At 68.5% G+C, this 19,106-nt stretch carries 15 protein-coding genes and 2 pseudogenes; 8 read left to right on the plus strand and 9 right to left on the minus strand.

What is annotated here, in order from left to right:
* Positions 1–332: 332 nt before the first annotated feature.
* Positions 333–1,283 carry an aldo/keto reductase gene (locus tag ACLJN9_RS29395; RefSeq protein ID WP_410814923.1) on the minus strand — a complete coding sequence of 317 codons (951 nt, stop codon included), beginning with the start codon at positions 1,281–1,283 and terminating at the stop codon, positions 333–335.
* 469 nt (positions 1,284–1,752) lie between these two features.
* Between ACLJN9_RS29395 and ACLJN9_RS29400 the strand changes: the two genes are divergently transcribed.
* Positions 1,753–2,892, plus strand: a complete 1,140-nt coding sequence (locus ACLJN9_RS29400) for a hypothetical protein (RefSeq protein ID WP_410814924.1) — start codon at positions 1,753–1,755, stop codon at positions 2,890–2,892.
* 939 nt (positions 2,893–3,831) lie between these two features.
* Here the strand turns inward: ACLJN9_RS29400 and ACLJN9_RS29405 are convergent.
* Positions 3,832–4,743 (minus strand): hypothetical protein, encoded by a 912-nt coding sequence (locus ACLJN9_RS29405; protein WP_410814926.1) that lies wholly within the window; start codon positions 4,741–4,743, stop codon positions 3,832–3,834.
* Positions 4,744–4,867: 124 nt separating this feature from the next.
* A protein-coding gene (locus ACLJN9_RS29410; RefSeq protein WP_410814927.1) for an IS5 family transposase occupies positions 4,868–5,709 on the minus strand; the annotation gives its coding sequence in 2 pieces (ribosomal slippage) (positions 4,868–5,472 and positions 5,472–5,709; 843 coding nt in all).
* Positions 5,710–5,837: 128 nt separating this feature from the next.
* On the opposite strand from ACLJN9_RS29410, the gene ACLJN9_RS29415 reads away from it, so the two are divergent.
* From ACLJN9_RS29415 to ACLJN9_RS29425, 3 genes are all read left to right on the plus strand, one after another.
* Complete coding sequence (locus ACLJN9_RS29415; protein ID WP_410814928.1) at positions 5,838–6,026, plus strand: hypothetical protein; 189 nt, start codon at positions 5,838–5,840, stop codon at positions 6,024–6,026.
* Between the two features lie 83 nt (positions 6,027–6,109).
* Entirely contained in the window at positions 6,110–7,972 is a 1,863-nt protein-coding gene (locus ACLJN9_RS29420) for an Hsp70 family protein (RefSeq protein WP_410814929.1), read from the plus strand.
* Position 7,973: 1 nt separating this feature from the next.
* Positions 7,974–10,073: an AfsR/SARP family transcriptional regulator gene (locus ACLJN9_RS29425; protein WP_410814930.1), complete on the plus strand. Its 2,100-nt coding sequence runs from the start codon at positions 7,974–7,976 to the stop codon at positions 10,071–10,073.
* Positions 10,074–10,275: 202 nt separating this feature from the next.
* Here the strand turns inward: ACLJN9_RS29425 and ACLJN9_RS29430 are convergent.
* Positions 10,276–10,575, minus strand: a pseudogene (locus ACLJN9_RS29430) (transposase); the annotation flags it as partial.
* A 68-nt stretch (positions 10,576–10,643) separates the two neighbouring features.
* On the opposite strand from ACLJN9_RS29430, the gene ACLJN9_RS29435 reads away from it, so the two are divergent.
* Positions 10,644–10,853, plus strand: coding sequence for a hypothetical protein (locus ACLJN9_RS29435; RefSeq protein WP_410814931.1), 210 nt, complete (start codon positions 10,644–10,646; stop codon positions 10,851–10,853).
* A gap of 200 nt (positions 10,854–11,053) precedes the next feature.
* On the opposite strand, the pseudogene ACLJN9_RS29440 reads toward ACLJN9_RS29435, so the two are convergent.
* Positions 11,054–11,257: pseudogene (locus ACLJN9_RS29440) on the minus strand (response regulator); the annotation flags it as partial.
* A gap of 626 nt (positions 11,258–11,883) precedes the next feature.
* On the opposite strand from ACLJN9_RS29440, the gene ACLJN9_RS29445 reads away from it, so the two are divergent.
* Both ACLJN9_RS29445 and ACLJN9_RS29450 read left to right on the plus strand, forming a co-directional pair.
* Complete coding sequence (locus tag ACLJN9_RS29445; RefSeq protein ID WP_410814932.1) at positions 11,884–13,149, plus strand: APC family permease; 1,266 nt, start codon at positions 11,884–11,886, stop codon at positions 13,147–13,149.
* 269 nt (positions 13,150–13,418) lie between these two features.
* Positions 13,419–15,494 carry an amino acid transporter gene (locus ACLJN9_RS29450; RefSeq protein WP_410814933.1) on the plus strand — a complete coding sequence of 692 codons (2,076 nt, stop codon included), beginning with the start codon at positions 13,419–13,421 and terminating at the stop codon, positions 15,492–15,494.
* 300 nt (positions 15,495–15,794) lie between these two features.
* Here the strand turns inward: ACLJN9_RS29450 and ACLJN9_RS29455 are convergent, their stop codons facing one another.
* Positions 15,795–16,223 carry a YkvA family protein gene (locus ACLJN9_RS29455; RefSeq protein ID WP_410814935.1) on the minus strand — a complete coding sequence of 143 codons (429 nt, stop codon included), beginning with the start codon at positions 16,221–16,223 and terminating at the stop codon, positions 15,795–15,797.
* Here ACLJN9_RS29455 and ACLJN9_RS29460 point away from each other — a divergent pair.
* Positions 16,210–17,157: a Na+/H+ antiporter NhaA gene (locus ACLJN9_RS29460; protein WP_410814937.1), complete on the plus strand. Its 948-nt coding sequence runs from the start codon at positions 16,210–16,212 to the stop codon at positions 17,155–17,157. The two genes, ACLJN9_RS29455 and ACLJN9_RS29460, sit on opposite strands and share 14 nt — an antisense overlap.
* Here the strand turns inward: ACLJN9_RS29460 and ACLJN9_RS29465 are convergent.
* Genes ACLJN9_RS29465 through ACLJN9_RS29475 form a run of 3 tightly spaced genes read right to left on the minus strand, consistent with a single transcriptional unit; the run spans position 17,154 to position 19,104 of the window.
* Positions 17,154–17,918: an ABC transporter permease gene (locus ACLJN9_RS29465; protein WP_410814939.1), complete on the minus strand. Its 765-nt coding sequence runs from the start codon at positions 17,916–17,918 to the stop codon at positions 17,154–17,156. The genes ACLJN9_RS29460 and ACLJN9_RS29465 overlap by 4 nt on opposite strands.
* Entirely contained in the window at positions 17,915–18,727 is an 813-nt protein-coding gene (locus ACLJN9_RS29470) for an ABC transporter ATP-binding protein (RefSeq protein WP_410814941.1), read from the minus strand. Before ACLJN9_RS29470 ends, ACLJN9_RS29465 begins: the two co-directional genes overlap by 4 nt.
* Positions 18,724–19,104 (minus strand): DUF1048 domain-containing protein, encoded by a 381-nt coding sequence (locus ACLJN9_RS29475; RefSeq protein WP_410814943.1) that lies wholly within the window; start codon positions 19,102–19,104, stop codon positions 18,724–18,726. Before ACLJN9_RS29475 ends, ACLJN9_RS29470 begins: the two co-directional genes overlap by 4 nt.
* Positions 19,105–19,106 lie beyond the last annotated feature (2 nt).

The raw sequence follows: 19,106 nt of genomic DNA on the forward strand, positions 1-19,106 counted from the left end.
CTCGCAACTCCGCTCTTCCCCCCACCTCCTGATTCGCGCTATTGGCTGGGTGGAGAAGAAGCCGGTCATCGCTGAACGCTCTGGTGTCTTCGCCACCGACGGCCCCTACCAACGAGGTGTTCCTTGTCGACACGCATGACGCGCGAAGGCCAGGTACGCGAGCGCCACCGGATCGACGCCGATTCTGGCTCCCGCTGAGCGGCCCGCAGGCTGGCCGACCACACCCCACTGACCACCACCGTCAGCCCCAGCCTCCGCGCTGTCCTCCGCAGGATCGCCGAGCGGATGGCGCCGACCTAGACCGGCGCCATCCGCCGAGGGGGTCGGTGGCGCTACAACATTTCCAGCGGTTGCGGGCCGGCCGGCGGCGGGAACGCCGTGTCGAGTGCCGCTACGTCCTCCTCGCTCAGGTGCAGGTCGCGCGCTTCGGCGTTCTCCCGGGTGTGGTCGGACTTGGACGATCGAGGGATGGCGGCAACCCTCTCCTGCCGCAGCAGCCAGGCCAGCGCCACTTGAGCGGGCGTGGCCCCGTGCCGGGCGGCGACCTCCGCGACCTGGGGGTGGCCGAGCAGTCGGCCCTGCTCGATGGGCGAGTAGGCCATCACCGGGATTCGGTGCTCGCGTAGCCACGGCAGCAGTTCGTACTCGGGACCGCGGCGGGTGAGGTTGTACAGGATCTGATTGGTCGCGCAGGAGTTCCCGCCCGCCTCGAGCAGCTCCGTCATGTCGGAAAGATCGAAGTTGCTCACGCCCCACTGCCCGATGTCACCGGCGTCGACGAGTTCGGCGAACGCCTCGATCGTCTCCGCGAGCGGATGAGTGCCTCGCCAGTGCAGGAGATAGAGGTCGATGTGGTCGACGCCGAGTCGTTGCAAGCTGCGGCGACAGGCCTGCACGGTTCCCCGTCGGCTGGCGTTGGACGGCACCACCTTGTCGACCAGAAAGACGTCGGTGCGTCGTCCGGCGATCGCCTCGCCGACGAATTCCTCGGAAGCGCCGTCACCGTACATCTCCGCAGTGTCGATCATGGTCATGCCCAGGTCGAGCCCGGTGCGTACGGCGGTGTTCTCGTCTTGTCGCCTCGCGGGGTTCTCGCCCAGGTACCAGGTTCCCTGGCCGAGCACGGGCATGGTCTGGCCGGACGGCAGTTCGATCGCGGCGGCAGCGAGGGCCATGTGGCGACCTTTCCGGAGCCTGTGGTGTCTATAGGTTGCCTGCGTTACCCACCACGACAGGCAGTACACCCCCTCTGAGCGCGACCTCTTCTCCGCGACGGCCCTCACCGTGTAGCGAGCACCTGGCGGATTGTCCGCTCTCGAGCGGCCTTCGCCGGCCCCTTCGCCGATCCCGGCACCGCGAGGGTGACCGCGAGTAAGCGACGCACCCCTGACCGGGCGGCGCGGCGAAACGGCACGTCACGTCCCGGTTCTTTCGCCGTCGAACGGCTTCGGACGCTGCCCGGGTCAGGGCCCACGCCGGGACCGGTGTGGCTGATTGGCTGGTCAACGTGCCGGCGGTGCTGGTCATCCTGCTCCCGCTTGCGTTCTGTACGGGCTGTTCCGCAACGGCTCCTCCGACTTGCGGCGCAGCTGCCACATCGCTGATTCCGGCCACTTGCCCCGGATCGGGGTGGCGGGCAGGCCTGGGTGCTGACACTGAGAGGCGAGCGCGATGACAGTGGTCGGAGAGGTCACGACGACCGTAGGTCGCTGAGTGGACGGCGACTTGCCCTGCTACACGTGAGGAGCACCGATGACCCGCAGCGAGCGGCACCGGCCGGAGATCGTCGTCGGACTGGTGGCGACCCCGCCGGATTACCCGGCCCGGGTGGCCGCGCGGCTCACCGCCGAGCTGGCCGGCCGGCTTGCCGATCGGGTGGACGCCGACGTGCGGTGGACCGTCCGGGAAGGCTGGGGTGAGGTGGCGCCGCGCCGCGACGGCGGCGTTGAGGCGCTGCTCGATGATCTTGCCCAACGGCGCGCCGGCGACCGGTGGGACGTCGCAATCTGCCTTACCGACCTGCCGCTGCACACCGAGCGGGCGCCGCTGGTCGCGCAGAGCTCAGCCCGTCGCCGAGTCGCGGTGGTGTCTCTGCCCGCGCTGGGACTTGGGCAGTTGCGAGCGGCCCGCGTGGCCGTCCCGGATCTGGTGAGCCGACTGCTCACCGACGCTTCCGACCAGCGGGTGGCGCCGGCCGGCTGGGCACCGGGCGAGATGGCGAGCCGGATTACCGCCATCCACCGTGTGGTTGGCGAGGCCGATGCCGGGGAACTGCGCTACGTCGACTCGCGGCTGACCGGCCGGGTGCGGCTGTTGACCGGAATGGTCAAGGCCAACCGCCCGGGGCGTGCTCTGCTGGGCCTGTCCAAGCTGCTGGTCGGCGCGTTCGGCACGGCCGCGTTCGCGCTCACCACGAGCACCGTCTGGCAGATGGGCGAAGCGCTCGGCGGACTCCGGCTCGCCGTGATCATGATACTCGGGCTGGCTGCGTTGGTGGCTTGGCTGATCATCGCCCACGACCTGTGGGAGGAACCAGGCCGCGAGACACCGCCTGAGCTGGCCCGGATGTTCAACCTGGGTACGATCCTCACCCTCACCCTGGCTACCGCGGTGTCCTACCTGGTTCTGTTCGCCGGAACGGTTCTCGCCGCGGCGCTGCTGATTGACACATCCGTGCTGGAACAGACCCTGCAGCGCCCAGTCGGTATCACCGACTACCTGACGCTCGCCTGGATCACCAGCTCGCTAGCCACCGTCGGCGGCGCGATCGGCTCCGGGCTGGAGAACGAGGAAAAGGTACGGGCCGCCGCCTACGGCTACCATCCCGAACCCGGCGGCTGGCGGGACGAGAGCGACGGAATCTCCGTCGGTGAGGACAGGACCTCCGGTTGAACTTGATCAGGAGATTTGGATCGGAATGTGAAGGTATGCCGTCCGGCCGGCGCATGGTGACGTGTTCAGGCGCGAGCAGCGGCGTTCGAGGCAGCGGTGCCGGCAGCACGTGTAGCTGATGCTGCCCGCCCGAACTGTTGCGGCGGGGGCAGCGGCGGTTGGGTTCGCGGCGATCGTGGCCGCTCGGTGGCTGCTTTGACGTCGGGGAATTGTCACGGACGTACGGCTAACCAACCGACCTCAGTGGGAATAGCCGCGCCCGGTATCACGGAGGTGCTCCGTCGGGCATTCTGTGCCACATGCTCCTGGTTCTGGCCCAGCCGCCCGTGTCCTTGGATCCTGGCTGGACACAGTGGGTTCCTGCGGCGTCGGCAGCCGTGGCACTGCTCGCGTTGCTGGTCGCACTGACCAACCGCAACGTATCCCAGCGGGCCCTGGCGATATCGATGCAGCAAGAGGATCGCCGTACGGCCCGACTGAACGTCACTCTTGCCGACTCGGCGTCGTGGCGTGGGTCGGCGGCGGACGGGATGGCGCTAGGAGTCGGAGAGTAAGTCCCGGAAGGGACCGATTCCCCAGGCACGCGCAATTGGTAGCAGAAAGTTTGGCACGTGATCGTAGTCCTTCTCGACAACTGGCCAAAAGACGATATTGCCTTCTGCGTCCCATTCGAATATCGATTGCAGTTGCTTCGTTCGGCCATCCTTAGTCATGCCGGTAACGGCGATCGCCTCCTTGCGGTCTGGGCGATCTCTGGCTGGCACGATTGCTCGATTCCGAAGATCCTCGCCAGGCTTGGCGAATGCAACCCACTGCTCTCCCGCAAAAATGAACCCGTTCGCTCCCGCTATGCGGATCTCGTTCGCCAGTCGCTGGAACGCGAGTCGTTTGGCGTCCTGATCGGAGAATGCAATCGGCAGGTGTGCGACTATGCGGTCATTAATCCAAAAGGTAAGCGAAGGTCAGGTGGGATTTATCGACTTTCAACACGTGTTGAGCGGTCTTCAGTAGGTTGGGCAGGCGATCTATCGCGTCACCCGTTCCAACGTCAAATTCTCCTCCGTATTTCTCGAAGGCCATTCGGGTCAATTCAGCTGAGTCCCCATCGAAGTCCACACGTGACTCGCGAATTGTTTGTCCCGTTTGCAAATCTACATGTAGTAGACGGTTGTCGTCGGCAGAGTCCATGCAGGTCAATGAACTGTGGATGTCGGAGGTCACGCACGCTGTCTGCCGAGCGGGCAGGTTGCAGGCTTCGACTCCCGCCTCTTGGTGGGCCGTATAGATGATTTGGCCGATCCGGTCATAGGCGTACGAGGTTGCCTCCAGCAACTCCCACTCTGGCAAAGCGCGGTCGATCCAACGCCGGTTGATTGTGATTGTGCCTGTTGGCGGTATGGTGTTCGCGACGAGTATGCCCGCGAGGATTTGTCTTGTAGGAAAGCGAGGGGGAAACTGAAGAGTTTTTTCGAATTCATGTGTCCAGTCGAGTGAGATGCGGACCTTTGCTTCACTGTGGATCTCTAGGTCCGCTTCCTTGACGATCCGATTGCGGGATTTGACAATCCACTTCATCACGGAGTCGTCTTTTGCGGAATCCTGCCATGCCCCATACCAATGTCGAAAATTGGTAAAGTCGCCTTTCCTCTTTTGAAGGAGCCAGGTGATGTTGCGCAGGTTCTGTATCAGTGCATTAAGGTTCAGGCGGAACCCATCAGGGCTCATATACGAATCTGCGGTCATGTGCCAGTGTGCATGGCAATCCATGAACCGCCGATGCGCGTCTCTGATGGGGCAGGGGAGCCGTTGGTCGTCCCCAACTTTCGGCTCGCCTATAGGACCCTCGTGCATCGACAAATCATACGTCCACCCGGACTCGCTTAGCAGTCCCAGGTCCGGGAGGATTGGATTCGGGGCTGGCAGCGACGGCCCCGGCAAGGCTTCCGTCCTGAGAGCGTGTTTGAGATGGGGCTGGTCAGGTCCAGGTGAAGGTGCGGCGGGCTTGGCGTCGGGCGGGTCGACCGCGGGTGATGCGGCGTGCCATGCCGGCGATGGCGGCCCAGCGGATGATGGCTTCGGAGGTCTCGGGGTGGCGTTCGTAGTCGCGGGCCAGTCGGCGGCATGCGGTGAGCCAGGCCAGAGTGCGTTCGACGACCCAGCGGCGGGGATGCACGGCGAAGCCGCGCTGGTCGGGGGGCTTGCGGACGATCTCGAGGGTGGTGCGCAGGATGTCGCGGGTCCAGTCGACGAGTCGTCCGGTGAAGCCCTGGTCGGCGAAGACGTGTCGGATCGGGGCGGCCATGTAGGCGCCCAGCAGAGCGGTCTTGGCGCCGTCGCGGTCCTGCCAGCTTGCGGCAAGGACGGTCACGGTGACCAGCAGGCCCAAGGTGTCGGTGACGATGAACCGCTTGCGGCCGTTGACCTTCTTCCCGTCGTCGTAGCCCCGGCTGTCTCGGCCGACGGTGTCAGCGCCCTTCACTGACTGGGAGTCGATGATTCCCGCCGACGGCTGCGGCTCGCGGCCCTGCTGCACCCGAGCCTTGATACGCAGCGCCGCCAGGAGCTTCTCGGTCACACCGGCGTCTTCCACCGGGTGAAGTACCAGTACACCGTCTGCCACGGCGGAAGATCTGCCGGCAGAAACCGCCACGGACACCCCGCCCGAACCACGTACAGGATCGCGTTGACGATCTCCCGCCGCGGGTGCTTCTCCCGCCGCCCGTCCGTGTTCGGCTCCGGCAGCAGCGCCTCGATCAGCGCCCGCTGAGCATCAGTCAGGTCCGAGTGATAACCATGACGAGCAGACACCCGAGCCACCCTGCCCGCTGAAGACCCTCGGCGTCACGCCAACACACCGTCCACAACAGACCTTCTCAAACACGCTTTAAGGTTCCTGGCGTGGTGGCGCCCTGCGGGCGCCCGGCTTCCCAGAGCAGGAGGTCCGGGTGCGGGCACGGGAGGGGGCCGGGCGGGTCTTCCCGCCTCCGGAGTCTTACGGCAACAGCGTCTGGGGCGCCGGAGCTCACGTCACGCCGCCGGTGGCGTCCGATGCCATCGACGACATGCGGATCGTGCCACCCGTCTTCATGCCACGTCGACTCGAGGAGATTCGTCGGCGGTTCGGCGTTCGGTGACGCTGGTGCGGTTCGGCTCGCCTCTGCTGGCCGTGAGTGATTGACAGGTGACGTGAATGTGATCCTCATGTTTGACTATGGACATGGCGGCGGGGGAAGCGCGGTTGTCGATCGACTGCGGCAGCGCCGGCACCCAAGCCGTCCTGGCGTGCGCCGACGGCAGCGCACACGTGCTGACATTCGACGGGAATCCACCCCTACACCGCACGCCGCATATGCCCGCCAACGGACAAGCGACGGGGCAACCCGCAGCGTTCATTCCGGGGCCGCGCCAGCCGGTGGAGGACGCGACAACAGGTGACGCTCGCGGCGACGCGCTGGAGGTGGCGGCGTCGCCGCTGCGCAGGGTCGCCGCCGAAGCCGAGCGGGTCGTCGGTCAGCCGGTGCGCGATGTGCGGGTGGTAGTCCCTGCGGGGTGGGGGCCTCGGCGGCGGACCTGGATGCGGCAGGTCGCGCACCGGGCGGGGTTGCCGCAACCGCGTCTGGTGGAGGCCCCGGTGGCGGTCGCCGAGTATCTGCTCACCACTGGTGTGCGGGTGCCGGTCGGTGCGTTCCTTGTTGTTTGTGACGTCGGCGCGGGCGCGGAGGTGACGGTGCTGCGCCGCGGGCCGGCCGGGTTCGAGGTCCTCGCGACCCTCGCCGACGCCGCGGCTGGCGGCACGGCAGTCGATCACGCGCTCGCCGACGCCCTCATCGGCGCGTCGACGGGAGAGGGTCAGCGCGCGTCGGTGGCGGACAGCGTTCGGGTGGCCAAGGAAGCGTTGGTGAGCCATCCGGCTGTCACGGTGCCGCTCCCGGACCGGCCGCCGGTGATTGCGAACAGCGCGATGCTCGACGAGGCCGTCCGGCCGGTGGCGTGGCGCGTGGCGCAGTTGACGCAGGAAACCGTCGCCGCCGCCGAGCTCACGGTCGGCGACCTCGCCGGTATCTACTGTGTGGGCGGCAGCGCCCAGCTACCGCACCTAGCGGCGGCGATCGCCGAGCACACAGGCGCCGCACCCGTCGTCGTGCCCGAGCCGGGGCTGGTCGCGGCCCGGGGCGCCGCTGACGTCGGCGCCGTCGATATCGCGACGGTCGAGCGGGTGGAGGTGCCGGTGCCGCCCGTGCGGCGGGCGGCGGCGATCGCGGTCCCAGGCTTCGCGTCGCTGGCCCTGATCTGGCAGTGCCTCCTGACCGCGGAGCGGCACGGGACGCTCGGTGTGTACTACTCGGTGAGTGTGAACTGGGGCGAGTTCACGATGGCGGCGGTGATGGCCCTGCTGGCGTGCCTGGCCGCGGGCACGGTCCTCGGCTCGCTGATCGCCGCCCGCAGTCCCACCCCCGGCACCCGAACCGAAGGGGGAAGGGTCAGCGTCGGGATCCTCGCCGCGGTGTCCCTCGGCGCGGCGATCGCTGGCCTGTACGCGGTGGTCACCAGCCAATACTTCGGTGTGCCCGTCGGCCCGTACCTGAAGTGGGCGCTGTGGCCGATCGCGCCGGTGTCGGTGATGGCCGTGGCGATGGCGGTCGTCGCCGCTCGGCAGTGGCGTGCCCCGCACGGCGGCTGGTCGGCGTTGCTGGCCGCGCCGACCGGATCCATCGTCGCCGCCACGCTCGGCATGGGGTTGATCCAGTACTCTCTGACCGCCGACCGGTGGCCGGATCGGATCCTGTGGATCGACATCGCCGGCCGCGTCGGCGGTCTCCTCCTCGGCGTCGCCGTGGTCATGGCAGTGGTGACGCCCCTGATGTTCCGCCTCATCCTCGCCGCCCCGCTGGCGGTGATCTTCGCGGCGATCGTCAGTAGACGGGCCGCCGGCATGCTCGGCGTCATCTACGCCGTCGCCGTCGCGACTTGGTGGGCTACTCGGCTCTGGAGCCGTGTCCTGCGCCCCGCCCCACCCGCCCGCACCGCACTGGCCACGGGCCGGGTTCGGGCGGACATGTCACCGGGTGAAGGCGCGTGACATGCGGTGGCCGCGGCAGCTGATGTCGCTGCTGTTCGTCCTCGCGCTTCTGGTCGGCCCTCCAATAGTGCTGCTGTCACTGGTCGGAGCACCGATACAAGGTTGGCCGACCGCCGCGCAGGCAGAGGAGTGGGTGCAGAACCCGCTGACCGAACAGACCCTCACCGCCGCGCTGACCATCGCGGCGTGGCTGGTGTGGCTCCTGCTCGCCTACACGGTCACGATCCGGGTGCTGGCACGCCTGAGCGCGACCGTGTCGTGGCTGCGGCGCATGCCGCTGCCGACGCCCTGGCAAGCCACCGCCGGTGGCATCGCCGGCGCGGCCGTGTTCGGCGTCAGCTCCCACGCGATCGCCGCACCGCCACCGCCGCCCACGCAGCCGGTAGCGGCAGGAACCCTCTATGAGGCCGGCAACCTGACGCCATCAGACGGCGACGTCCTAGCCGACGCGGGGATCAGCGTCGCCGGTGGCTGGCTGCCGCGCGACGTGGCGGAGCAGGTCAGCGCGGCGGCGGCGCTGGTGTGGCTGCGTCGCCGTCGCTCCTACCGGCCCCGCCCGCCCGGTCCGCCGAGCCGCGAGGACTCGGACCTGGCGCCGTTGCCCCCGACGGTGGCGGCCGTGCAAGCTGCCCTCGCCAATTCGACGCCACCGCCTACCGAACCCGGCGCCGCCTCGGCGGGCTCGTCGCTGCTCGACCGGCCAACCGTCGCCGGGGCTTTCCCCCGAGCTGGGGTCGGTCTCACCGGGCTGGGGGCGCAGGACGCGGCGCGAGGCCTGCTCGTCACCAGCCTCCTAGCTGGGCGTCATCACCCGGCAGTGTCCGTGGTCGTCACCCGACCTGTCCTGGCCGGGTTGCTCGGCCCCACCGCCGAAACGCTGGGCCCACGCCTACCGAGGCTGGCCGTCATCGACAACCTCAGACAGGCAGCGGAGTTCTTTTCCAGAGACCACCCTGGTCGTGGCCTGGGCAGACGAGACCAGGCACACCGTGACACACAGGAGGGCACCGGCCAACCCGGACCAACCCTCATCGTCGACGAGGCGTCCGCGACGGACAACGCCGACACCCTGGCGACTCTGGCCATCACCTCCGCCGCGGTGGCCGTGCTTGGACGGTGGCCGGCCGCCGAAACATGGCAGATCGACCCGTCGGGGCGCACCCACCACCAGGACGGCAGCGGGTTAGCCGGGCTACGGATGTGTGTCCTTAGCCAGATCACGGCCATTGACCTGCTCACCGTCATCGCCCACCCCGACACGGCGCCGCCAGAGCCTGGTACCTCCGGCCCGTCGCGCAACCCCGCCCTGGCAGGCCGGACCCCACAGTGGGAGGCCACTGCCCAGGACCACCCCGTCCGCTCAGGCAACGACAAACGACGCGTTCAGCTACGCGTGCTGGGCGAAGCGACACTGCTGCTGGACGGCCACCCGGTGGAGATCCGGCGTACCGCCGCGCTCCAAGTCCTCGTGTTCCTCGCCGCCCACCCCGACGGAGCCGACACCCGACAGCTGACCCACGCCATCTGGCCGGGCCTGCCCCGCCGCTCTCTCACCGGCCGCCTCTACACCACCCTCAGCGACCTCCGCGCCACCATCCGGTCCACGGCCGGGGTGACCATCATCGAGCACAGCGACGACCGGTACCGCCTCGACCCCACCGCCGTCACCGTCGACCTGTGGCACTTCCACCACGCGGTCCGCGACGCCACCACCACCGTCGCCACCCACGCGACGGCCTGGAAGGCCGTCATCGATGCCTACCCCGGTGACCTCGCCGCCCGACGGACCTGGCCCTGGCTCGACCCGGTCCGCGAGGCCACCCGCCGGCACGTCATCGACGCACACGCGGCTCTCGCCAGCGCCAGCCCTGACGCCCGTGAGGCCCTGGCATGGCTGCAGGCCGGCATCCGCATCGACCCGTACAACGCCGACCTGCACACCCGCGCGGCCAGCGCACTCATCACCCTCGGCGACCACGACGCGGCCGACCACATACGGGAGGGCTACACCCGACGCCTCGCCGCAGCGGGCATACGCCCCACCGACACGGCCGACGGAACAGCCACCCTCAGAGACCAGCCCGGCATCCCCACCCGGTAACGCCGCCGGCCCCGAGCACGGGCGAACCCGTTCGTGACAGCCCGAACTGTGCTACCCCCATGCGCTTCCGGGAGCACTTCCGCTTTCGGCTGCCTCCGTGCTCGGTCCCGAACGGCCAGCTCGTCCTGCTAATAGGGGGCGCCACTTGGCCGCAGCAGATGCCGCGGGCCTGTCTCGCTAACGGTGTTTGCGGCGATCTTGGTTAGTAGGTTTCAGCGGCTGGGAAGCGGTCGCTGAAGGTGATGGCGAAGGCGTTCAACGCGGGCTTCCAGCGCATCGTCCATCGGGTTCTTTCTGCTCCGGTGGGGTCCAACGATCGGGTCACCAGGTACGGACACTTCAACGCGGCCAGCTCGTTGGGGAAGTGGCCGCGGGCTTTCACGCCCCGTCGGTAGCGGGCGTTCAACGACTCGATCGCGTTCGTGGAGCAGATGACGGTGCAAATCTCCACGTCGTAGTTCAAGAAGGGGATGAACTCGGCCCAGGCGTTGTCCCACAGGCGGCGATCCCGATGATGTGCACGATGCTGACCGTGGTCGCGGTGATCCGTGACGGGGCATCCGCGGGGGCGTGCACACTCTCGCCGGACTGGTGCGCAGCCTGCCCTGCTACCTCGCCTTCTGCGTCACGGTCGCGCTCACCGCCGCCGTCGCAGGCACCACGTGCGTCGGACTCGGCCTGCTGGCCTGCCTTGCGGCGGCCTCCCTCACCTGGAAACGCGTGCCGGTCGCCCGGACCTCGGCGCTCGACTCTGGCCAGGTGCTGGAAACGGCGGCCTGATCTCGTCCGGACGCCTGAAGAAGGTCGTTGCTGCGCTGGCTGCGCGCTCGAGGCAGCGGATGGCTTCTTTGTGGGTCTGGCCTGCGGCCCGTTTCCGCTGGTAGTCCTGTCCCGGGGTCGCTCTTTTGATCTGGGCGATGGCCATGACGTGCAGCGCGCTTGATCTCCTTGAGTACCTCCCGGCCGTCGCGGAGCGGCTAAACCAGGTCGAGCAGGATCAGATCGGGACTCGCCGCGTCGGTGTACAGACCCTCGCGCCGCAGGTAGGCCAGCGCCTCGGCGCCGTCGGAAACGACGCGCAGGCGGTTGCCCAGCCTGTGTTCGGCGAATGCCTCCTGGGTCATCAACACGTCACGGGCATCGTCCTCGACCAGCAGAACCTCGATCGGGTTATCCCCGTGCACTGCACCGCAATGGTCATCGCGTCACCTCGCCTGCCCGGGCCGCGACCATGGGCCGTGCGCCGCTACTGGGCAGAGCGCCGCCAGTCGGCACGGTACGCCCGGCGGCGCGGCACGCAGCGAAGCAGCCGTCGCTGCCGCCGTCGACCGGCGTTTTGGGGCAGCGTGAAGACAACGGCGGCGCCATCAGCGTTGTCGGCACCGAACCAGATGCGTCCGCCGCGAGCGTGTCGAGGTCCACGACGGTGAAGCCGGCGGGTGACCCGGCCGATGGGGGAGAACGCGAGCAGGTCGTTGATCAGGCGTTGCACGCGTTGCGCTGAAGTCGACGACGAAGGCAAACACTGGTCCGCCCGCTCGTCGAGCTTGCCGATGTCTGCCCAGCAGTGTGGAGATCATCCTGCCGGCGGTCCAAGTGCACGCCGCGAGTTCGGTATCGACATGGACAGCCAGCACCTTCGCTTGGCACGGTGACTGGCCGCGGGTTCGACTACAAGCACGGTCGTTTCAGCCAGCGACGGTCGACAGCCGGTGATCCTTGTTGTTCATGACCACGGTTTATCGTCTGCCCTGGCTGGCTGGCTGGCGTCGGGTCGGCGCCGGTGGCCGGGGTGAGGGGAGCGGGCAGCATGAGCGGACCGTCGGCGGTCTCGGACGCGGGATCGCTTCAGCGTCGGTTGGGTCTGTTCGACGCGGTGGTGATCGGTCTTGGGTCGATGATCGGCGCGGGGATCTTCGCCGCGTTGGCGCCGGCCGCCGCAGCGGCGGGGTCGGGGTTGCTGGTCGCGTTGGCGGTGGCGGCGGTGGTGGCGTACTGCAACGCCACGTCCTCGGCGCGGCTCGCGGCCCGGTATCCCGCGTCCGGCGGCACCTACGTCTACGGCCGTGAGCGCCTCGGTGATTTCTGGGGCTACCTTGCCGGGTGGGGATTCGTCGTTGGAAAGACCGCCTCGTGCGCGGCGATGGCGTTGACCGTCGGCGTCTACGCCTGGCCCGCGCAGGCTCACGCGGTCGCGGTCGCCGCGGTGGTGGCGTTGACCGCGGTCAACTACGTCGGGGTGCAGAAGTCCGCGTGGCTGACCCGGGGCATCGTCGCCGTGGTGCTGGTCGTTCTCGCCGCGGTGGTCACGGCTGGCCTGACCTCCGACGCGGCCCGCCTCGACCGCCTCGACCCTTCCGGTGAGATCACCGCCGGCGGGGTGCTGCAGGCAGCCGGGCTGCTGTTCTTCGCCTTCGCCGGTTACGCGCGTATCGCCACCCTCGGCGAGGAGATCCGCGATCCGGCCCGCACCATTCCCCGGGCCATCGGTCTCGCGTTGGGTGTCGCCCTGGCCGTGTACGCGCTGGTCGCCGTCGCCGCCCTCGTCGTTCTCGGTGACCGCCTCGGAGCCAGCGCCGCGCCGCTGGCCGACGCCGTGCGCGCCGCCGGCTTTGCGGACCTCGCCCCGGTGGTGCGGATCGGGGCAGCCGTGGCGGCGCTCGGGTCGCTGCTGGCGCTGATCCTGGGAGTCTCGCGTACCACCCTGGCGATGGCCCGCGACCGGCACCTGCCACATGCCTTGGCGGCGGCGCATCCCCGCTTCGGGGTGCCGCATCGCGCCGAGGTGGCCGTCGGTGCGGTGGTCGCCGTGCTCGCGGCCACTGTCGACGTGCATACCGCGATCGGGTTCTCCTCCTTCGCGGTGCTGCTCTACTACACGATCGCCAACGCCAGCGCCTGGACCCTCACCACCGCGCAAGGCCGACCACCACGGTTCGTACCCATGCTCGGCCTGGCCGGCTGTCTCGTGCTGGCCATCGCCCTGCCCCCGCGTTCGGTGATCGCCGGGATCGTCGTGGTCGCAATCGGGGCGCTCATCTACGGCCTACGTCACCTGGCCTGGCGTAGACGCTGACCGCGGAATCCGTCCCTACTGACTCGACAGGCATCGTCGCGGACAGCCGGGTAGGGGGCCCGACGGACCGCAGCTCGGCCGGTCAGCCTGTGCGGCAGGAGCGGGCCACAGCCAGCCCACCGAGGACCGTGCGATCAGCCCGACCACCAGGGCCACGCAGCGGCGGATGAACGTGACGACGTGTGGGTACGCTGTCCGCTGTTTGCCGCGCTTGTGATCTTTCGAGGTTCGAGAGGTCACGAGGCGACCGACGTGGGGACGGAGCTGACATGGGCAGTGGACTGGACGGAAACGCGCGGGCGCGCCGTAGACCTGTCACGGGGCAGAGCCCTGCTCCGGGCCGAAACAACGCCCAGCGCCCGGACGGGCACTCAACGATGCCCGCCTGCGTTGAGGTGCCCAGCTCACTGCACCCGCCGTCGAAGACGGTGACGCGGTGGCTTCTGAAGCACCGCGTGCAGCCGGCGGGCCCGGAGAGCGGCGAGTCACACGCCGCACCGCACGCGTGGTGGAAGGTCATGTGCCTGACCGGGGTGGACTACTTTTCCACCCTGTCGTACCTGCCGGGAATCGCCGCGCTCGCGGCGGGTGCGCTGTCACCGCTGGCGACGTTGCTGATCGTGGCGTTGACGCTGTTCGGGGTGTTGCCGATGTACCGGCGGGTGGCCGGGGAGAGCCCGAACGGGCAGGGGTCGGTGGCGATGCTGGAGCGGCTCCTGCCGTTCTGGAAGGGCAAGCTGTTCGTCCTGGTGTTGCTGGGGTTCGTGGCCACTTCGTGGATCATCACGATCACTTTGTCGTCGGCGGACGCGACGGTGCACCTGCTGGAGAACCCGGTCCTGCCCGACGGCTTTCCGCACGGCACGACCGCGGCGGTGGTGGTGACGGTCGTACTCCTTCTGATTCTGGGCGGGGTGTTCCTGCTCGGGTTCAACGAGGCCGTCGGCGTGGCCATCCCCCTGGTCGCGATCTTCCTCGGGTTGAACGCGGCGATCGTCGCGGTGGGCGTGGTCGCGATCGCACAGGATCCGGCGCTGCTGTCCGGGTGGACCGACGCGCTCACCGCCGGCTCCAGCGGCGTCGGCGACGTCATCGGCCCCGCCGTGCTGGCGTTCCCGCTGCTCGTACTCGGCTTGTCAGGGTTCGAGACGGGTGTCAGCATGATGCCCCTGGTCAAGGGCGACGGTCTCGATGCCGAGCAGCGACTGGCCGCGCGGATCCGCAACACCCGCAAGCTGCTCACCGTTGCGGCCCTGGTCATGTCCGGCTACCTGATCATGACGACGGTGGTCACCACGGTGCTGATTCCCGCCGAGGCGTTCCAGCCCGGCGGGGAGGCCAACGGCCGCGCGCTGGCCTACCTGGCCCACGAACGTCTCGGTGAGGGCTTCGGCACGGTCTACGACATCAGCAGCGTGTTGATCCTGTGGTTCACTGGTGCCTCGGCGATGGCCGGGTTGATCAACATCGTGCCCCGCTACCTGCCGTCCTACGGCATGGCGCCCGAGTGGGGGCGCGCTGTGCGGCCCGTGGTCATCGTGTACACGCTGATCAGCGTCGCGATCACCGTCGCGTTCGACGCCGACGTCGACGCCCAGGCCGGTGCCTACGCCACCGGGATCCTGGCGATGATGGTCTCCGGCGCCGTCGCGGTCACCATTTCCGCGCTGCGCCGCCGCCAGCGCGCCGCCACCGCCGGGTTCGCGCTGCTGACGGCCGTGCTGCTGTACGCGCTGGCCGAGAACGTGATCGAGAAGCCCGACGGCATCGCCATCTCGGGACTGTTCATCGCCGGCATCGTCACCGTGTCTCTCGTCTCCCGGATCTACCGCACCACGGAGCTGCGCGCTGAACGCATCGAGTTCGACGACACCGCCCGCCAGTTCATCGCTGACTCCCTCACCCACGACGGCCGGCTGCACCTGATCGCCAACAAGCGTCAGAGCGGCGCCGCCGAGGAGTACCGGCTCAAGGAACGCGCTCAGCGCGGCATCAACCCCGTCCCGGGCGCCGCCGACGTGCTTTTTCTCGAAATCGACGTCGTCGACCCCTCCGAGTTCAGCGGAGTCCTGCACGTCACCGGCGCCGACGTCAGCGGTCACCGGATCCTGCGCGCCACCGCTCCCGCCGCCCCGAATGCCATCGCTGCGATCCTGCTCGCCCTGCGCGACGCCACCGGCGTCCGCCCCCACGCCCACTTCGAATGGTCCGAGGGCAACCCCGTGGCCCACCTGCTGCGCTACCTCCTGCTCGGTCGCGGCGACACTCCACCTGTCGTCCGGGAGATCATCCGCAAGGTCGAATCTGACCCCGCCCGCCGACCCGGCATCCACGTCGGTGGCTAACCGCTGACCTCGCCCCATCACCGGCTCGGGCGGGGCTGTCAGGCGCCGCGCGGGAACAGGGCGCCGGCGGCGACCAAACCGATCTCCACCAGGGGGACGAAAGACGGCCCACGGGGCTGCGAGCGTTGAAGATCGGGTGCCGTCCGGCAAAACACCACCGCGGCCTCGGAACCCGTGCGGGATCGGTCTGCCCGCTGCAGCGTCCTTGCGCCGGCCCTGTTCAGATGACCCGAGTAGAGGCTTCGGCTCTGCCCGCCCGCTTGCGGGGATGACCTCCGCGGTCGATCGGACGGTCCCCGATCAGTCCTCGGCCGCGGTGCCCTGTTCGGTGGTGCGGATACGGCTCAGCCGGCACAGGGCGGCGAGGCCGTCAGCCGTGCCGGGCCAGTGCCGGCGGACCGGCCCGAGGCCGGCGCGGCGGACGACCGAGCGCAGCACGGCGGCGACGATGATCGCGTCGTCGGCGTAGCCGATGACGGGGATGAAGTCGGGGATCAGGTCGACGGGGATCGTCAGGTAGGCCATCAGCAGGCCAAGCCGGACCCGCACGCCGCGGGGCAGGCTGGGGTCGGCGGCCAGCCGGCGCAGCAACCGCAACAGGTCCGGCAGGATCCGCATCGCTTCGATGAGCAGGGAGCCTTTCGGCCGCACGATCAGCAGACCGACCAGCAGCGCCAGCCACGACGCCGCCACCGCCACCGCCACGCCGACTCCGATGTCCCACCACATTCAGACAGTCGCTTCCTTCTGGCAGCACCCCGTCGCCGCACTCGGAGCCGGCAATCATCGCACTGTTCGACGCGCCACGTCTCGGGACCCTCCCCACCGCCAGTGCGGCGATCATCAGCGCGGCGGAATTGTCAGCCCACACCCAACCCGGCCAGGGGTGCGCAGCGGCTCGTGCCGCAGCCGGGCGACATCCTCGACCTGCCCGCCGCCCATTACAGCGAGGTCTGTCCCCGGTGAAGTCAGCCGAGCAGTCGCCGCCGGGGTCGGCGGGATGGCAGTGCCCGCCCTGATCTACGTCGCGGTAAACGCGAGCGCGGGGGACGGCGCGTTGGCGGGCTGGGCGGTCCCGACTGCCACCGACATCGCGTTCGCCCACGCCGTCCTCGGGGTGATCAGCACCCACCTGCCCGCCACCCTGCGAACATCTCTGCTCACCCTCGCCGTCGTGGACGACCTGATCGCAATCCTGATCATCGCCCTGTTCTACAGCAGCTCACTTCACCTGATTCCGCTCGGCCTGGCGGTGATCCCTTGCGCCGTTCGGGGTGCTGGTGCAACGGCGGGTGCGGTCACGGTGGCTGCTGCTGCCTTGGCCGCCGCCACCTGGGCACTGGTTCATGCCGGCGGAACCCGCGCCGCCGTGGCTGGCATTCTGCTGGCGTTCAGCGTGCCGGTGAACCGTCGGGCCGAGGGACCCGGCCCCGGCTTGGCTGAGCACTTTGAGCACCGCTTCAGCGCGCAGGAGGTAGCGGGCCGCGGTTGGTGCCCGTCAATTGTTGATGCCGGACTGCCGGTCCTCATCCCCCGGATATCCGTCTCGCGGCTCAAAGCGGGATTGCGCTCAGCCTGGTGCCGCGCGTTGGGTGGCAGACCTGCGCAAGAAGACAGCGCCGCATCCGTGCGGATGCGGCGCTGTCTTCTTGCGATCGGCTAGCTGATCTTTCTGCGGTAGATCGCTGTCGCCGCGGCGTAGGCGGCAACGAGAATGCCGGCGCACCAGGCGAGGGCGATCCAGATGTCGTTGCCGACGGGTTGCTGCGCGAACAGCGTGCGGAGAGTGTTCACGATGGATGTCACCGGCTGGTTCTCGGCGAACCACGCGACCGGGCCGGGCATCGAGTCGGTGGGGACGAACGCCGAGCTGATGAAGGGCAGGAAGATCAGCGGGTAGCTGAAGGCGCTCGCGCCGTCGACGGTCTTGGCGGACAGGCCCGCTATCACGGCGATCCAGGTGAGGGCGAGGGTGAACAGGATCAGGATGCCGGCGACGGCGAGCCAGTCGGCTACGGATGCGCCGGTGCGGAACTCCATGATCAGCGCGACGCCTGTGACGATCACGAGCGAGGCCAGGTTGGCCACGAGTGAGGTGAGGACATGCGCCCAGAGCACGGAGGGTCGTGGGATCGGCATCGACTGGAAGCGCTCGAAGATGCCGCCCTGCATGTCGAGGAACAGGCGGTACGCCGTGTAGGCGATGCCGGATGCGATCGTGATGAGCAGGATGCCCGGGAGCATGTAGTTGATGTATGACTCGTCGGATCCGGTGTTGATGGCTCCACCCAGCACGTACACGAAGAGCAGCATCAGCGCGACCGGGGTCACCGCTGTGGTGATGATGGTGTCCGGGCTGCGGAGGATATGACGCAGGGAGCGGCCGGTGAGGGTTCCGGTGTCGCTGAGCACGTGGATGGTCATCGGGATTCTCCTCCTGCGGACATGGCGGCCTTGTCGGCGGTGTCACTGGTGTCGCCGACGAGGGCGAGGAAGACGTCCTCGAGGGTCGGCTGCTTCTCGACGTACTCCACCCTTTCGGACGGGAGGAGCTGCTTCAGCTCGGCGAGGGTGCCGTTCTGGATGATCACACCTTTGTGCAGGATCGCGATCCGGTCGGCGAGTTGCTCGGCCTCGTCGAGGTACTGGGTGGTCAGCAGGATGGTCGTGCCATCCTTGGCGAGCTGCTTCACCGTCTGCCAGACCTCGATGCGGGCCTGCGGGTCGAGGCCGGTGGTCGGCTCGTCGAGGAATACCACCGGCGGGTTGCCGACAAGGCTCATCGCGATGTCCAACCGTCGGCGCATGCCGCCCGAGTACGTCGCCGCCCGGCGGTTCCCGGCATCGGTGAGCGAGAAACGGGCGAGCATGTCGTCAGCGATCGCACCCGGGTTCTTCAGGTGGCGGAGCTTCGCGACCAGGATCAGATTCTCCCGGCCGGTGAGCACCTCGTCGACTGCGGCGAACTGACCGGTCAGGCTGATCGACTTGCGTACGTCGCCCGGAGCCGAGGAGACGTCGAAGCCGTGGACGGTCGCGGTGCCGGTGTTCGCCCTCAACAACGTCGACAGGATCCGCACCAGCGTGGTCTTCCCGGCGCCGTTCGAGCCGAGCAGAGCGAAGATGCTCCCGGCTGCGACGTCGAAGTCGACGCACCGCAGCACGGGCAGGTTCTTGTAGGATTTCGTGATGGCCCGCACCCTGATCGCGGGTTCGCGTGTCTTGGCGGTCATGCGCTCTTCTCCTCGCCGTTGTCGACGGCGTCGTCGTCGATGGCCTTCCGGAGGCGCTCGCGTTCCTTGTCAATCCACTGCCTGCCGGAGTACGCCTGCAGGAACGTCTCGGCGAACTCGACCGGGTCGTCGCCGACGATTGCGCGGACCGGCGTTGCGTCGGCGACCGCACGCTCCCAGAGGTCGACGAAGTCGCCGAGCATCGTGATGAGCGTGCCGCCGTCGAGGATCCCTCCGTGGTACATGAAGTACCGCTGAAGAGCCTTGGCCGCGCTGCGATAAGGCTCCGGCAGGGCCTCGATACGGGCCATGTGGCGCTTGTACTGCCTTTTCTGCTCGAGCGACCCGACGAGCGTCTCGATCCACTTCGCGGCCATGC

This window comes from Micromonospora sp. 067-2 (assembly GCF_046549295.1).
Taxonomy (GTDB): Bacteria; Actinomycetota; Actinomycetes; order Mycobacteriales; family Micromonosporaceae; genus Micromonospora.

What these genes read in the sequence shown, in the direction of transcription:
- ACLJN9_RS29425 (WP_410814930.1), top strand. Translation starts at nt 7,974, where the DNA reads ATGCGGTGGCCGCGGCAGCTGATGTCGCTGCTGTTCGTCCTCGCGCTT.
- ACLJN9_RS29455 (WP_410814935.1), bottom strand. Translation starts at nt 16,223, where the DNA reads ATGTGGTGGGACATCGGAGTCGGCGTGGCGGTGGCGGTGGCGGCGTCG.
- ACLJN9_RS29460 (WP_410814937.1), top strand. Translation starts at nt 16,210, where the DNA reads ATGTCCCACCACATTCAGACAGTCGCTTCCTTCTGGCAGCACCCCGTC.
- ACLJN9_RS29420 (WP_410814929.1), top strand. Translation starts at nt 6,110, where the DNA reads ATGGCGGCGGGGGAAGCGCGGTTGTCGATCGACTGCGGCAGCGCCGGC.
- ACLJN9_RS29405 (WP_410814926.1), bottom strand. Translation starts at nt 4,743, where the DNA reads ATGCACGAGGGTCCTATAGGCGAGCCGAAAGTTGGGGACGACCAACGG.
- ACLJN9_RS29450 (WP_410814933.1), top strand. Translation starts at nt 13,419, where the DNA reads ATGGGCAGTGGACTGGACGGAAACGCGCGGGCGCGCCGTAGACCTGTC.
- ACLJN9_RS29465 (WP_410814939.1), bottom strand. Translation starts at nt 17,918, where the DNA reads ATGACCATCCACGTGCTCAGCGACACCGGAACCCTCACCGGCCGCTCC.
- ACLJN9_RS29445 (WP_410814932.1), top strand. Translation starts at nt 11,884, where the DNA reads ATGAGCGGACCGTCGGCGGTCTCGGACGCGGGATCGCTTCAGCGTCGG.
- ACLJN9_RS29400 (WP_410814924.1), top strand. Translation starts at nt 1,753, where the DNA reads ATGACCCGCAGCGAGCGGCACCGGCCGGAGATCGTCGTCGGACTGGTG.
- ACLJN9_RS29470 (WP_410814941.1), bottom strand. Translation starts at nt 18,727, where the DNA reads ATGACCGCCAAGACACGCGAACCCGCGATCAGGGTGCGGGCCATCACG.
- ACLJN9_RS29475 (WP_410814943.1), bottom strand. Translation starts at nt 19,104, where the DNA reads ATGGCCGCGAAGTGGATCGAGACGCTCGTCGGGTCGCTCGAGCAGAAA.